This is a genomic window from Pollutimonas bauzanensis (assembly GCF_040393045.1).
Lineage (GTDB): Bacteria > Pseudomonadota > Gammaproteobacteria > Burkholderiales > Burkholderiaceae_B > Pollutimonas > Pollutimonas bauzanensis_A.
The window spans coordinates 1-12,810 of record NZ_JBEBUX010000114.1 but is presented as its reverse complement, the minus strand read 5'-3'; the positions used below and the strand labels follow the sequence as shown (position 1 = coordinate 12,810).

At 58.4% G+C, this 12,810-nt stretch carries 13 protein-coding genes; 5 read left to right on the top strand and 8 right to left on the bottom strand.

All coding sequences use genetic code 11. The features are described from left to right. The first annotated feature begins 295 nt into the window (after positions 1 to 295). Both ABWO67_RS15520 and ABWO67_RS15515 read left to right on the top strand, forming a co-directional pair. Positions 296 to 598 carry a hypothetical protein gene (locus ABWO67_RS15520; protein ID WP_353153111.1) on the top strand — a complete coding sequence of 101 codons (303 nt, stop codon included), beginning with the start codon at positions 296 to 298 and terminating at the stop codon, positions 596 to 598. Next, positions 585 to 851: a hypothetical protein gene (locus ABWO67_RS15515; RefSeq protein ID WP_353153109.1), complete on the top strand. Its 267-nt coding sequence runs from the start codon at positions 585 to 587 to the stop codon at positions 849 to 851. The genes ABWO67_RS15520 and ABWO67_RS15515 overlap by 14 nt, the downstream gene beginning before the upstream one ends. Before the next feature lie 154 nt (positions 852 to 1,005). Here the strand turns inward: ABWO67_RS15515 and ggt are convergent, their stop codons facing one another. Next, on the bottom strand, positions 1,006 to 2,775 hold the full coding sequence (gene ggt / locus ABWO67_RS15510) for a gamma-glutamyltransferase (protein ID WP_353153107.1): 1,770 nt from the start codon (positions 2,773 to 2,775) through the stop codon (positions 1,006 to 1,008). Beyond that, a complete protein-coding gene (locus ABWO67_RS15505) occupies positions 2,772 to 3,680 on the bottom strand; it encodes a LysR substrate-binding domain-containing protein (RefSeq protein ID WP_353153103.1) in 909 nt (302 codons plus the stop codon). The genes ggt and ABWO67_RS15505 overlap by 4 nt, the downstream gene beginning before the upstream one ends. Before the next feature lie 140 nt (positions 3,681 to 3,820). Between ABWO67_RS15505 and ABWO67_RS15500 the strand changes: the two genes are divergently transcribed. Then, positions 3,821 to 5,518, top strand: a complete 1,698-nt coding sequence (locus tag ABWO67_RS15500) for a thiamine pyrophosphate-binding protein (RefSeq protein WP_353153101.1) — start codon at positions 3,821 to 3,823, stop codon at positions 5,516 to 5,518. 70 nt (positions 5,519 to 5,588) lie between these two features. Beyond that, positions 5,589 to 6,782, top strand: a complete 1,194-nt coding sequence (locus ABWO67_RS15495; RefSeq protein WP_353153099.1) for an acyl-CoA dehydrogenase — start codon at positions 5,589 to 5,591, stop codon at positions 6,780 to 6,782. Positions 6,783 to 6,902: 120 nt separating this feature from the next. On the opposite strand, the gene ABWO67_RS15490 is transcribed toward ABWO67_RS15495, so the two are convergent. Further along, positions 6,903 to 7,349 carry a MaoC family dehydratase gene (locus ABWO67_RS15490; RefSeq protein ID WP_353153097.1) on the bottom strand — a complete coding sequence of 149 codons (447 nt, stop codon included), beginning with the start codon at positions 7,347 to 7,349 and terminating at the stop codon, positions 6,903 to 6,905. 170 nt (positions 7,350 to 7,519) lie between these two features. Here ABWO67_RS15490 and ABWO67_RS15485 point away from each other — a divergent pair, with 170 nt between their 5' ends. Next, a complete protein-coding gene (locus tag ABWO67_RS15485; RefSeq protein ID WP_353153095.1) occupies positions 7,520 to 8,332 on the top strand; it encodes an alpha/beta fold hydrolase in 813 nt (270 codons plus the stop codon). Positions 8,333 to 8,378: 46 nt separating this feature from the next. Here the strand turns inward: ABWO67_RS15485 and ABWO67_RS15480 are convergent, their stop codons facing one another. The 5 genes from ABWO67_RS15480 to ABWO67_RS15460 form a co-directional block, all read right to left on the bottom strand. Beyond that, positions 8,379 to 9,428, bottom strand: coding sequence for an L-threonylcarbamoyladenylate synthase (locus tag ABWO67_RS15480; RefSeq protein ID WP_353153093.1), 1,050 nt, complete (start codon positions 9,426 to 9,428; stop codon positions 8,379 to 8,381). Beyond that, on the bottom strand, positions 9,425 to 10,606 hold the full coding sequence (locus tag ABWO67_RS15475) for a 5-(carboxyamino)imidazole ribonucleotide synthase (RefSeq protein WP_353153091.1): 1,182 nt from the start codon (positions 10,604 to 10,606) through the stop codon (positions 9,425 to 9,427). The genes ABWO67_RS15480 and ABWO67_RS15475 overlap by 4 nt, the downstream gene beginning before the upstream one ends. A 54-nt stretch (positions 10,607 to 10,660) precedes the next feature. Further along, entirely contained in the window at positions 10,661 to 11,188 is a 528-nt protein-coding gene (purE, locus tag ABWO67_RS15470; protein ID WP_353153089.1) for a 5-(carboxyamino)imidazole ribonucleotide mutase, read from the bottom strand. A gap of 58 nt (positions 11,189 to 11,246) precedes the next feature. Continuing rightward, positions 11,247 to 12,128, bottom strand: a complete 882-nt coding sequence (locus ABWO67_RS15465) for a phosphoribosylaminoimidazolesuccinocarboxamide synthase (RefSeq protein WP_353153087.1) — start codon at positions 12,126 to 12,128, stop codon at positions 11,247 to 11,249. Between the two features lie 85 nt (positions 12,129 to 12,213). Then, positions 12,214 to 12,810 (bottom strand): class II fructose-bisphosphate aldolase (locus ABWO67_RS15460; protein ID WP_353153085.1); only part of this gene is annotated, 597 nt, incomplete at its 5' end.

Here is a 12,810-nt window from a genome sequence, read left to right as displayed (position 1 = left end):
GAATGGACAGCGGACGGTGGTTTTCCGGTAGTTGGCTTATGGATCTGAATGCCAGTTCTTAGCGTCAGTGTTTCTTTCTTGATACGCGTGCCAGGTCCTGGGAGGGGTTGTTTTGCTCCTCGTCGACGGTTCGTCGCCCTGCGGCGCCGAACATCGCTTCGCCCCGCTTGTTCGCCCATTCGGGCTACCTTCGCGTGCGTCTCGCTCGCCACCGAAAGTCGCTGCAACACCCCCTCCCAGGACCTGTCCCGCTGCGTCATAAAAGATTGACACATCGCTGGGACGGGCAGCGTGCTTGGCATCTTTGCGAGAGGCTGGCGATTGGCCACCGGTGCGCGAACGAGCGATGGATGGCAGGCATGCCATGAGTGCAGCCAGGCCAATGACGGCCGACCATAAGCCGTGGCGTATCGCTGCCATCACCGATACTGCAACGGCCGCCAAGTTGACCCGCGACCATTATGGCAGTCGTGATCGCCACCGTAATGCTTACCGTGACCACCCACCGCCGCTATTACGACCGTCGCTGATACCTGACTCAATGTCCGGAGTGCCCCGGCTGGCGGGGCTCGCAGGACGAGCGCATGAGTTCTTTTGAACCTACCGAGGCCGTCGAAAGCATGCCAAGCACGCCACCCGTCCCAGCGACCTTGCAAATCAAATTTAACGCAGCCGTGGCTGCGGTGATGAGGATATGCGCGACTTTCGGGGCACGCCAGCGGGCCGGAAGCGAAGGACGCCCCGAATGGGGCAAACGAGCGAGGCCACGCTGGTTCGGCGCGCAGGGCGCCGAATCGGGCCACGAGGAGCGCATATTCTCATCACCGCAGCCACGGCGTGATAAGAAATAATCAGCAAGACCGCGCCAACGGAGTGATAAGAAATAGCCAGCAAAACCGCAGCAACGGCGTGACAAGAAAAAACTAGCTAGGCAAACAACAACAGCATGCAAAGAAAACACAGGCAGGACGACCAAGCGCACTAACTCCGTATGTAAGGCCACGGCTAACGCCCTAAAGAAACGCCCTCCCGCCGAGGATCAGACCCGCCTTCCAGCCCGTCCGGCGTCAGCACCACCCCCTGCAGCCCGCTGGGAAAATCCACCTCCCGGACCTCATGCCCCATAACCCGCAAGCCCGCTGCCAAGCCATGCAGAGAAGTATTCTTCTCCAGCTCAGTAAAGGAATTGCGACTGCCGCGGTTCGGCAGGTCAATCGCCTGCTGGATATTCAGTTCCCAATCCAGTACTCCCAATAGCGTCTTCGCCACGTAGTTGATAATCGCGCTGCCGCCGGGCGAACCAATTGCCATGACAGGCTTGCCATCCTTTAGCACCAGCATCGGCGCCATAGAGCTTCGCGGCCGCTTCAAAGGCTCAAGCCGATTCGCCACAGGCTTGCCCTGCGCGTCGACGTTGGATAAAGAAAAGTCAGTCAATTGATTGTTCAGCAAAAACCCATCAACGAATATCTTGCTGCCAAATGCCGATTCAATAGTGCTGGTCATCGACACCACATTGCCTTGCGCATCGACCGCCACGATATGCGTCGTGGAAGGCTGTTCAGGCGATGCATCCTTGCCTCGAACTGCCAGCATGCCCGCCGGATCGCCGGGAGGGGCTCGGCCTATCGTCTTGTCAGGGCGAATCATGCCCGCGCGCAGGGCAAGGTATTCCGGATCCAACATGGCTTTGACCGGTACATCGATGACATCCGGATCCGCCACATAGACGTCTCTATCGGCATAGGCGAGCTTGCCCGCTTCGGAGAAATAATGAACAGATTGCAAAGAATCCGGGGGCAAATCGGCAATTGGCGTGTACGCCAGGATCCCCAGCATTTGCATGACCGCCAGTGGCCCTGAACTAGGTGGAGGCATCCCGCATAAGGTGTAGATCTTATAGGGAGTGCATACGGGAGGCCGCTCCAGCGCCTTATAGCTAGCTAAATCCTGCAGTGTCAGGTCGCCGGGTACGGCATGGCCAGTAACGGCGTTGACGATACCCTCGGCAACCGCGCCTTTATAAAAAGCCTCGGGACCGCGCTTGGCGATCTGCTGCAATACCCGCGCTAATGCGGGGTTAGCCAGCCTATGGCCAACCGGCCATGGCTCGCCATTGGCATCGTAAAAATAGGCAGCCGCCGCAGCCTGGTCGCGCAAGCCGTTGTTATCGATAAGCAGAGCATGTAAACGCGCCGATACGGGAAAGCCTTCATCGGCCAGGGCGATCGCTGGGGCGAAAAGACGATGCCAGCTCAAATGCCCATGCTTTTCGTGCATCAAGGCCAGGACATGTAGCAACCCGGGCGTCCCCACCGATCGGCCGCTATTGACGGCCTCCCAAAATGGAATGGCTTGTCCGTTTTCCATGAAGCGGTCACTGCGCGCAGCAGCAGGTGCGGTTTCTCGGCCATCGTAGGCCCGCACGGACTGCGTTGCCGCATCGTAAGCCACGATAAAAGCACCGCCGCCTATGCCCGAGGATTGGGGCTCGACCAGGTTAAGCACCATTTGGCTGGCGATGATCGCATCCGTCGCGCTTCCGCCCTCGGCCAGCACATCTACGCCCGCTTGTGTCGCCAGCGGATTGGCGCTGCTAACCATATAGTGCTGTGCCTGCACGACGTCCCGCTTGAGCAATACGGACGATGATGCGGCTTCTGGGTTGATGTCCTGCACGTTTACCTGAGTATCCGCGTCGAATGCCCAGGCGGCCGGCCAGGCCAGGGTCAAAGCCACACACAATACATTCGCTGCTACGCGCTGCCCTATCATTCCCGCTCCTTTTTCGGGGCATGCGTAATGCCCTTCAACCACGCCTCGAATGCCAACAGTGCCTCACTGGGCTCGATAGCCGCCGGATGACTGAAAAAATACGCGGCGCGAACACGCAAGCCTGTCGTCACGGGCATCACCAGCCCGCCGGAATCCAGTTCATCTTGCACAAGAAAGCGGGGAACCAGCCCCACCCCCATCCCTGCTTTGGCGGCGGCCAAAATCATAGTAAACAGCTCATATCGCGGTCCGGCGCTTATCGACGGCGCGTACTCCTTGTTCTGAGCGGAATACCACTGACGCCAGGCATCAGGCCGCGACGACATATGCAAATGCGTCAACCCGGCCATAGGATCGGTCGGATCGGCGACAGCCGCTAAAACGGATGTCGAACACACCGGCAGCAGCTCGTCTTCGTCGAATAACTTGATTCCCCGGGTTTTAGGCCAGATCTGCTCCGCGTGATAAATAGCAGCGTCGAAAGGGTGATCGTTGAACTGGAAAGGCAAAGTGCGTACCGACAAGCTGACTGTGACGTCACCATGCTGGCGCTGGAAATCGGGCAGACGCGGCACCAGCCATGTCGTGGCCAATGTGGGTAAAACCGCCACATGCAGGCTGCGCCCCATGCCAGAACGCGACATTACCCCCAGCGTATCTTTTTCCAGCTGCTCCAGAATATGCCGCACGCGCGCGGCATATTCCGCGCCAGCGCTGGTGACGGCCACACGTCGGCGCACGCGCGTCAATAGCTCCACACCCAGGCGCTCTTCCAGGCCTGTAACCTGGCGATAAACCGCGCTGTGGGTTAACGAGAGTTCTTCAGCGGCCCGCGAAAAAGACCCCAGCCTGGCAGTGGCCTCGAAAGCCTGTAAAGCACCTAAATTGGGAATCCCATTTCTCATAACGTGTCCAGTCGCATAAAGTACGCAACAGTAGAATCAGTGATTATTACCTGTAGCGGCAATATCTTGCATAATAGGCAAGACATTGTGCAATTTTATCAATTGCGTTGTGCCCTCAACGCACACTATCCTGATCCATTATGAAAGCAAGCTCAAATTCCGTACTTAGCCCCCGCATGGGCGGCCATATCCTCGTAGATCAACTGATCGCGCAAGGCGTTAAACATGTGTTTTGCGTGCCGGGTGAAAGCTACTTGGCCGTGCTCGATGGCCTGCACGATGCCGCCATACAGGTCACGGTATGCCGCCAGGAAGGCGGAGCCGCCATGATGGCCGACGCCCACGGCAAGCTTACCGGCGAACCCGGAATCTGTATGGTCACCCGCGGCCCCGGTGCTTCGAACGCGCTTGCCGGCGTGCATATCGCCATGCAAGACTCGACGCCCATGATTCTGTTCGTAGGCCAAATCGAGCGCGGCATGCGCGAACGCGAAGCCTTCCAGGAAATGGACTATCGCGCCGTATTCGGCACCCAGGCCAAATGGGTCACCGAAATCGACCAAGTCGACCGCATTCCCGAAATCATCTCCCGCGCATTCCATGTTGCCACATCGGGCCGCCCCGGCCCCGTGGTAATCGCCTTGCCAGAAGACATGTTGGTGGAATACACCGAAGCCGCTGACGCACCGCACTACGACGTCATTGACAGCGCCCCGACGGCGGCCCAACTGGATACCCTGGCGCAACAGCTTGCCAATGCCAAGCGCCCTATTGCCATTTTGGGCGGCACACGCTGGAATCAGGCAGCGGTTGACCAGTTTGCAGAATTCGCCACACGCTACCAATTGCCAGTGGCCGTGCAGTTTCGCCGGCAAATGCTGTTTTCGGTCGATCACCCCTCGTTTATTGGCGATGTCGGGCTGGGCGGCAACCCCGAATTGATGGCGTACATCAAAGATGCCGACCTGATTTTGCTGGTGGGCGGCCGCATGTCGGAAATCGCCAGCCAAAGCTATACCTTGCTGGATATTCCCGTACCCAGCCAAACCTTGGTGCATGTCTATCCGGATGCCGGCGAGCTGAATCGCGTTTACCGGGCAGACTTGGCCATCAACGTCTCGCCAGCGTCTTTTGCCCAGGCCGTCGCTACTTTGCAACCAAGCCAGCCCGCCGCCTGGTCAGCCGACCTGGATCGTATACGCGCCAGCTATCTGGCATGGACCGACCCGCAAACAATCACTCACCCCGGCACGCTGCAAATGGGCCAGGTCATGTCATACCTGCGCTCAGCGCTGCCTGATGACGCCATTATGTGCAACGGCGCGGGCAACTATGCGACATGGCTGCACCGCTTCCATCGATTCACACGTTATGGCACACAACTTGCCCCCACCTCGGGGTCCATGGGCTATGGCCTGCCGGCCGCCGTCGGCGCCAAACGCATCGACCCTTCGAAGACGGTAATCTGCTTCGCCGGCGATGGCTGCTTCATGATGCATGGTCAGGAATTTGCCACAGCGGTCCAGTATCAACTGCCGATTATCGTCATACTTATCGACAACGGCATGTACGGCACCATTCGTATGCACCAGGAACTTCATTACCCGGCGCGGTTGTCAGCCACAGCCTTGCAAAACCCCGACTTCGCTGCGTATGCACTAGCCTTCGGCGGTCATGGCGAGCGCGTCGAAACCACGGAACAATTCGCGCCTGCCTTTGAACGAGCCATTGCCAGCCAAAAGCCGGCCATTCTGCACTGCCTGATCGATCCGGAAACCATTTCTCCTTCGACCACGCTGGAAAAAATTCGGCAGAAAGCATTGGCCGCACAGGCTTAAAAGACCTTACACGCCTGCCTCGGCAGGCCATGCACTTTACACATTATTTTTATTGAATCGGAGCCTCATCATGTCGGCAGCCCCCTCTTTTCACTGGCAAGACCCCCTATTGCTGGATTCCCAGCTAACTGAAGAAGAACGCATGGTGCGCGACGCGGCGCAGTCCTATGCGCAAGACAAACTCGCCACGCGCGTGCTCGAAGCCTTCCGTCACGAAAAAACCGATAGCGCCATCTTTGCCGAAATGGGCGAGCTCGGCCTGCTGGGCGCAACCATCCCGGAAGAGTATGGCGGCGCTGGCCTGAACTATGTCAGCTACGGCCTGATTGCCCGCGAAGTCGAGCGCGTCGACTCCGGTTACCGCTCGATGATGAGCGTGCAGTCCTCGCTGGTGATGGTTCCCATCAATGAATTCGGCACCGAAGAGCAAAAACGCAAGTACCTGCCCAAGCTCGCACGAGGTGAGTGGATAGGCTGCTTTGGCCTGACTGAACCCAATCATGGTTCCGACCCGGGCAGCATGGAAACCCGCGCGGTCAAGACCGCCGACGGCTACAAGCTTAGCGGCAGCAAAATGTGGATCACCAACTCGCCCATCGCAGACGTATTCGTCGTTTGGGCAAAAGTGGTCGGCGGCGATGACGACGGCAAGATCCGCGGCTTTATCCTGGAAAAAGGAATGAAAGGCTTGTCAGCGCCAGCCATCCACGGCAAAGTCGGCTTGCGCGCCTCGATTACCGGTGAAGTCGTCATGGACGAAGTGGAAATCGGTGCAGAACAAATGATGCCCGGCGTCAGCGGACTGCGTGGCCCGTTCACGTGCCTGAACTCGGCCCGCTTCGGCATCGCCTGGGGCGCCCTGGGTGCCGCAGAAGACTGCTGGCATACCGCCCGCCAATACACCCTGGATCGCAAACAGTTCGGCCGCCCGCTGGCTGCCACGCAGTTGATTCAGAAGAAACTGGCCGACATGCAAACCGACATCACCATGGCACTGCAAGGTTGCTTGCGCCTGGGCCGCATGAAAGACGAGGGCACCGCCGCTGTCGAAATCACTTCGATGATGAAACGTAATTCCTGCGGCAAAGCCCTGGACATCGCCCGCCTCGCGCGCGACATGCTGGGCGGCAACGGCATTTCCGACGAGTTCGGCGTAGCCCGCCACTTGGTCAACCTGGAAGTCGTCAATACCTACGAAGGTACACACGACGTGCACGCCCTTATCCTGGGCCGCGCGCAAACCGGCTTGCAAGCATTTTTCTAAATAGCGTAACCAGCGCCGGATGATACGCCGCAGCTGGCGCTAATCGGGCACATTCCCTGTTGCATCAAAACGCCACCGTCCAATGGTGGCGTTTTGTTTTGCTTCGACGTATTGGCTTGCTTAAGCGCTAGCCCCGCCCAAATCAAAAAGACTGGTCGCTTCGAGTTCCAGGACCTGTTCATCGCGCTGATTGATCATGCGCCACGACCAGCGGATGATGCCCAGATCATCGCGGCTGGAGGAAATTCGCTTCGAATCGACAGAAGCTTCCAAACGCAACGCGTCGCCTGGCCGCACAGGCGCTTGCCAACGCAATTTTTCCAGACCTGGCGACCCGAACGATTCTGAGTCGTGCAAAGCCGAATCAACCGCCATGCGCATGGCCATGCTGCACGTCAGCCAACCGCTGGCGATAAGCCCGCCCCAACGGCCTTCTTTCGCACGCTCTACGTCGACATGAAACCACTGTGGATCGTAAAGCTTGGCGAATGCCAACATCTCTTCTTCGGTGACTACGACAGGCGGATGCGTGATCACTGCCCCAACTTGAAACTCGCTGAATTTCATAGCAAAACCCAACCACTCATTTGATAGGTAAAGCGGAAGTTTACCCTTGTTGCAGCAATATGGCTTCCTTCTGGTGTCGCCCTGCCTGACGTGTAATCATCCATTACACTAATGCAACCCGATAGTTGCCGGGCCAGCAGGCCCCCACCCTTCATGCATTTGGCATACCCATGAACAATACCGCTTCCACCGATGTCCCTTTCCTCGTTCCTGTGCACAGCATGGGCCGCGATATCGTCATCGAATGCCAATGGATCGCGCCTGAAAAAGCCGATAAAGACCTGATCGTGTTCCTGCATGAGGGCTTGGGGTCGATCTCAATGTGGAGGGACTGGCCAGCCAGCGTTTGCGCTGCCGCCGATTGCCGCGGCCTGGTATTTTCCCGCTATGGATACGGACAAAGCACGCCCCGTCCCATGGATGAGAAACGGCCCATCACTTATCTACACGTTCAGGCCAACGAGGCGCTACCAGCGCTGTTCACAGCGCTGGGCCTGGAGCACGAGCGCCCCGTCCTGTTCGGACACAGCGATGGCGGGTCGATTGCGCTGCTGTATGCAGCGATGTTTCCAGACAGGGTCAAGGGGATCGCAGTAGCGGCGCCCCATATTTTTGTCGAAGACATCACAATTGAAGGCATCGAGCAGGCGCGCGACATCTACCTTTCAACCGATTTGGCAAAGAAACTTGAACGTCATCATCAGGATGTGGACTCGGTCTTCTGGAGCTGGAATGAAGTGTGGCTGGACCCCGAGTTCCGCTTATGGAACATCGAGGCGGAAGTCAGCCAGATCCAGTGCCCGATACTCGCCATCCAGGGCGAAAATGATGAGTACGGCACATTGGAACAAATCCGAGGCATCAAACGCCTGGCGGACCAGACCGAGCTTTGTGTTCTTCCACACTGTGGCCACTCTCCCCATCGGGATCAACCCGCCGCGGTCGCCACTGCCGTGGCGAATTTCATCGCCAAACTGGATTGAATAAGCATCAAGGCATGGGAGCACGGCCCAGCCCCCAACACCCAAATCAAGAACTGATAAATGCCGCCGCCGCCCGGCCTATACGGTCGTTAACAGCCTGCCAGGCCGGCGTCCGAGGAGGCTGCTCCAGCAGAATGCGCGAATAGCCTTGCTGATCGAGATGGCGCAATAACGCGTACAAATCCCGTGCGTAGACATCCGGATCACTCGCGCAAACGTGCCAGTCAACATTTCCCGAAGCCGGGCATGGTGGCTCGTTAAACACCACTGCCGCCACTCGCCCTGCACTGCTCGACACGTGGGTCACATCGCCAAATACCGTCAACAACAATTCTTCCAGCGGCAGCAGCGATAACGGCGTGTGCGGCGCGTAATGCGCTTTTAAAGAACCGGACACCTGCGGGGCAGCCACATCAGGGCGGCCAGGCTCGACCCCCAGCACCGCGGCAATTTGCGCGGATGTCACATGGCCGGGCCGTAATAGCACTGGGCCAATACCGCTATCCAGCCTGGACAAATCCACAATCGTGGACTCAATCCCCACTTGAGCAGGCCCGCCTTCCAGAATCATGAGTTCAGCGTCGCTAAGCTCGGGGAATTCCGCACGCACATGCGACGCATGCGTCGGCGACACTTGCCCAAATTTATTGGCCGACGGCGCCGCAACGCCCCCCTGGCCATTCGGTTTCAATAACGCGAATTCACGCAGCAAAGCCTGCGCTATGGGATGCGAAGGGCAACGCAAGCCAACGCTGCTTTGCCCGCCGCTGACCGCGGCCGGGATATGCCGGGCGCGCGGCAGAATAAGCGTAAGCGGGCCTGGCCAAAAGGCCTGCATCAACGCCCGCGCTTGCGGCGGAACCGATTCAGCCCAATAGGTGATATCGGCCTCAGGGGCTACGTGCACTATGACCGGATGGTTTGCAGGACGCCCCTTGGCCGCGTAAATGCTAGCGATAGCTGCTGGATTTTCCGCGTCACCCCCCAAGCCGTAGACGGTTTCCGTAGGAAAAGCGACCAGCTCGCCAGCAGCCAGGCGCTGCGCAGCCAAGCGAAGCATGGCGCCGGTATCGGACGACAGTGGAGTTCCTGTCATGGCTGAAAAGGTATGCCCAACGCCTGCGCAACCTGTGAGGCGGCGCTACGCGCCTGCGCTAAGGTGGCGCCGAGCACATTCACATGCCCCATTTTGCGCCCGCGACGCGCATCGGACTTGCCATATAAATGCAGTTTCGCACCCGGCACGGCCAGCACAGCGGACCAGTCCGGTTCGCGCTTGGCGCCGGTCGCGGGATCAAACCAGATATCGCCCAAAATATTCAGCATGACTACAGAGCACAGGGATTCGGTGCTGCCTAACGGCAGGCCTGCCGTGACACGCACCTGCTGTTCAAACTGACTGCTGATGCTGGCATTCATGGTGTAGTGGCCGCTATTGTGCGGCCGGGGCGCTATCTCGTTAACGATCAGGCTACCGTCTTGCAGCACGAAGAACTCGACACACAGGACCCCAACGTACTGCAGGCCTTCAGCGATAGCCTGCGCAGCCTTGGATGCCTGGTCGGCAACGCCCTGGCTGGCCGACTGCGCATCAACCACTGAAACGGCCAGTATGCCGTCGCGGTGCTCGTTCTGGGCAGAAGGAAAAAATACCGTCTGGCCATCGGCGCCGCGAGCCATCACCACAGATAGTTCGCTGGCCAACGGCAGTAGCGCTTCAAGCACACAGGCGGCGCCGCCAAGTTCGGCAAATGCCTGTTGCGCCTGCTCGCGATTACTGACACGTGCCTGCCCCTTGCCGTCATATCCCAGCCGGGCGGCCTTCAAAATGCCTGGAAAGAGCGCGTCGGGCGCAGCCGCCAGATCGTCAGGCGTCAGCACCGCCGCGTAAGGCGCCACCGGCACACCCGTGCTTTGGAGGAATGCCTTTTCGCGTATGCGATCCTGGACGACGGCAACGGCCTGCGCCGCAGGCCTGACCGACGATGCCAATGCAAGCGTCTGCAGACTTTGCGCCGGCACGTTTTCGAATTCAGTCGTAATCGACTTACAACGTTCGGACAAGGTTTTCAGGCCATCCTGGTCATCGTAGGCGGCCCGGATATGCATATCGGCCACCGCGCCTGCAGGGCTATGCGGATCCGGATCCAGCACCGCCACCTTGTAGCCCAGGCTTTGCGCGGCATGACAATACATACGCCCTAACTGCCCCCCTCCGATCATGCCCAGCCAGTCGCCCGGCATTATCGGAAAAGAAATAGAGGCATCGCTCATGAAAACCAACCTGTCAGCAAATAAATAAAAAAAGAAAAAAGCGTGCGACGGTGCTTACATCACCACGTGTGGAGGAACCGCCATGGCGCGCGCCGCTTCGGTTTGCCTGCTGCGGAAAGCCATGAGCTTTTGCAGCAAGTCCGAATCGGTCATGGCCAGGCAGGCCACGGCATGCAGCGCAGCGTTAGCCGCCCCCGCCTCGCCGATGGCGAATGTGGCAACCGGCACGCCCTTGGGCATTTGCACAATCGACAACAGTGAGTCTTCACCACGCAGGTACTTGGATGGCACGGGCACGCCGTATACCGGCACAGGAGTAAGCGCCGCCATCATGCCCGGCAAATGCGCCGCCCCACCCGCCCCTGCAATAATGGCGCGCAATCCGCGTTCGACAGCCTGGCCGCCGTATTCAACCATGTCATGCGGCATGCGGTGCGCCGATACGACCTTCATTTCGTGCGGCACTCCGAACTCTTCCAAAATGGCGACCGCATTTTTCATGATGTCCCAGTCGCTGGACGAGCCCATGATAATACCGACAACAGGTGATCGGGCGGCATCGGTTTCAGAAAATGTAGTCATGTCAGCTCACAAGAATAGCTCGGGGCAATCAAATATTTTAACGTGCGCCAGACAGCGTTTACGCCATCAGGCGCGTGACAGCCTCGCGGTATTTGGCGGCAGTTTTTTCCAGCACTTCAATAGGCAGGCGCGGTGCGGGCGGCGTTTTGTCCCATACCTGGGTTTCCAGCCAGTCGCGCACGAACTGCTTATCGAAGGATGGCGGGCTGATGCCTACCGCATAATCGGCAGCCGGCCAGAAGCGCGACGAATCCGGTGTCAGCACTTCGTCCATCAAGTGCAGTTGGCCGTTGTCATCGAGGCCGAACTCAAATTTGGTGTCGGCAATGATGATGCCCTTGGTTGACGCGAATTCGGCCGCTTCGGTATACAACTGTAGCGTGACTGCACGGATTTTTTCCGCCAAGTCCTTGCCGACCTGGCCCACCACAAAATCAAAATCCACATTTTCGTCGTGCGAGCCGAATTCCGCCTTGGCAGCCGGCGTAAAGATCGGCTCGGGCAAGCGGCTTGCCTGCTGCAGGCCGGCAGGCAGACTTATGCCGCAAACTTGGCCAGTAGCACGATAATCATTCCAGCCGGAACCAATCAGATAGCCGCGGGCAACCGCTTCGACCATGATGGGCTTCAGGCGCTTGACTACCATTGCTCGCCCGGCAACCTGGTCGCGCTCGTCGGCGGCCACGACATCCTCAGGGGCAATATCGGTGGAATGGTTGGGCAAGATATGCGCCAGTTTCTTCAACCAGAACTCGGTCAATTCAGTAAGCACCTGCCCTTTTCCGGGGATGGGGTCATCAAGAATGACATCGAAAGCCGAAATACGGTCGGACGCCACGATCAGCAGCTTGTCATCGCCTACCGCGTACATGTCGCGCACCTTGCCGCGTGCAAGCAAGGGAAGCGATTTGATTGTTGATTGATGGAGGGCCTGGGCCACAATGTATCCTTGAAATAAAAACATCCCGCTGCCCAGGGACAACCTGGACCGGGCGGGATGAAGGTCAGAACAAAGCCAGAAGCATTTACTTGACGAGCTGTGCCAATTCCCCGGCAGCGTAGCGCTTGGCCATTTCGGTCAGCGGAATAGCCTTGATCTTGCTGGCATTACCGGCTGTGCCGAATTGTTCGTAGCGCTGCTTGCAGATGTCCTTGGCTGCCTGACGAGCTGGCTTGAGGTATTCGCGAGGGTCGAACTTGGAAGGATTTTCGCCCATGAAACGGCGAATTGCACCGGTCATGGCAAGACGGATATCGGTATCGATATTGATCTTGCGAACACCGAACTTGATGGCTTCCTGGATTTCTTCAACCGGCACGCCGTAGGTTTCTTTCATGTCGCCACCGAACTCGCGAATTTCTGCGAGCAGGTCTTGAGGCACGCTGGAACTACCGTGCATGACCAGGTGAGTGTTGGGCAGGCGATGATGGATTTCTTTGATGCGCGAGATCGACAGGATGTCGCCCGTAGGCTTGCGGGTGAACTTGTAGGCGCCGTGGCTGGTACCGATGGCAATGGCCAGCGCGTCCAGTTGGGTGTTGCGAACGAAGTCGGCAGCTTGCTCAGGATCGGTCAACAGCTGTTCCATAGTCAGCTTGCCGTCGGCGCCGTGGCCGTCTTC

Coding starts and splice junctions, on each gene's coding strand:
- ABWO67_RS15515 (WP_353153109.1), top strand. CDS start 585: ATGAGTTCTTTTGAACCTACCGAGGCCGTCGAAAGCATGCCAAGCACG.
- ggt (WP_353153107.1), bottom strand. CDS start 2,775: ATGATAGGGCAGCGCGTAGCAGCGAATGTATTGTGTGTGGCTTTGACC.
- ABWO67_RS15505 (WP_353153103.1), bottom strand. CDS start 3,680: ATGAGAAATGGGATTCCCAATTTAGGTGCTTTACAGGCTTTCGAGGCC.
- ABWO67_RS15500 (WP_353153101.1), top strand. CDS start 3,821: ATGAAAGCAAGCTCAAATTCCGTACTTAGCCCCCGCATGGGCGGCCAT.
- ABWO67_RS15495 (WP_353153099.1), top strand. CDS start 5,589: ATGTCGGCAGCCCCCTCTTTTCACTGGCAAGACCCCCTATTGCTGGAT.
- ABWO67_RS15490 (WP_353153097.1), bottom strand. CDS start 7,349: ATGAAATTCAGCGAGTTTCAAGTTGGGGCAGTGATCACGCATCCGCCT.
- ABWO67_RS15485 (WP_353153095.1), top strand. CDS start 7,520: ATGAACAATACCGCTTCCACCGATGTCCCTTTCCTCGTTCCTGTGCAC.
- ABWO67_RS15480 (WP_353153093.1), bottom strand. CDS start 9,428: ATGACAGGAACTCCACTGTCGTCCGATACCGGCGCCATGCTTCGCTTG.
- ABWO67_RS15475 (WP_353153091.1), bottom strand. CDS start 10,606: ATGAGCGATGCCTCTATTTCTTTTCCGATAATGCCGGGCGACTGGCTG.
- purE (WP_353153089.1), bottom strand. CDS start 11,188: ATGACTACATTTTCTGAAACCGATGCCGCCCGATCACCTGTTGTCGGT.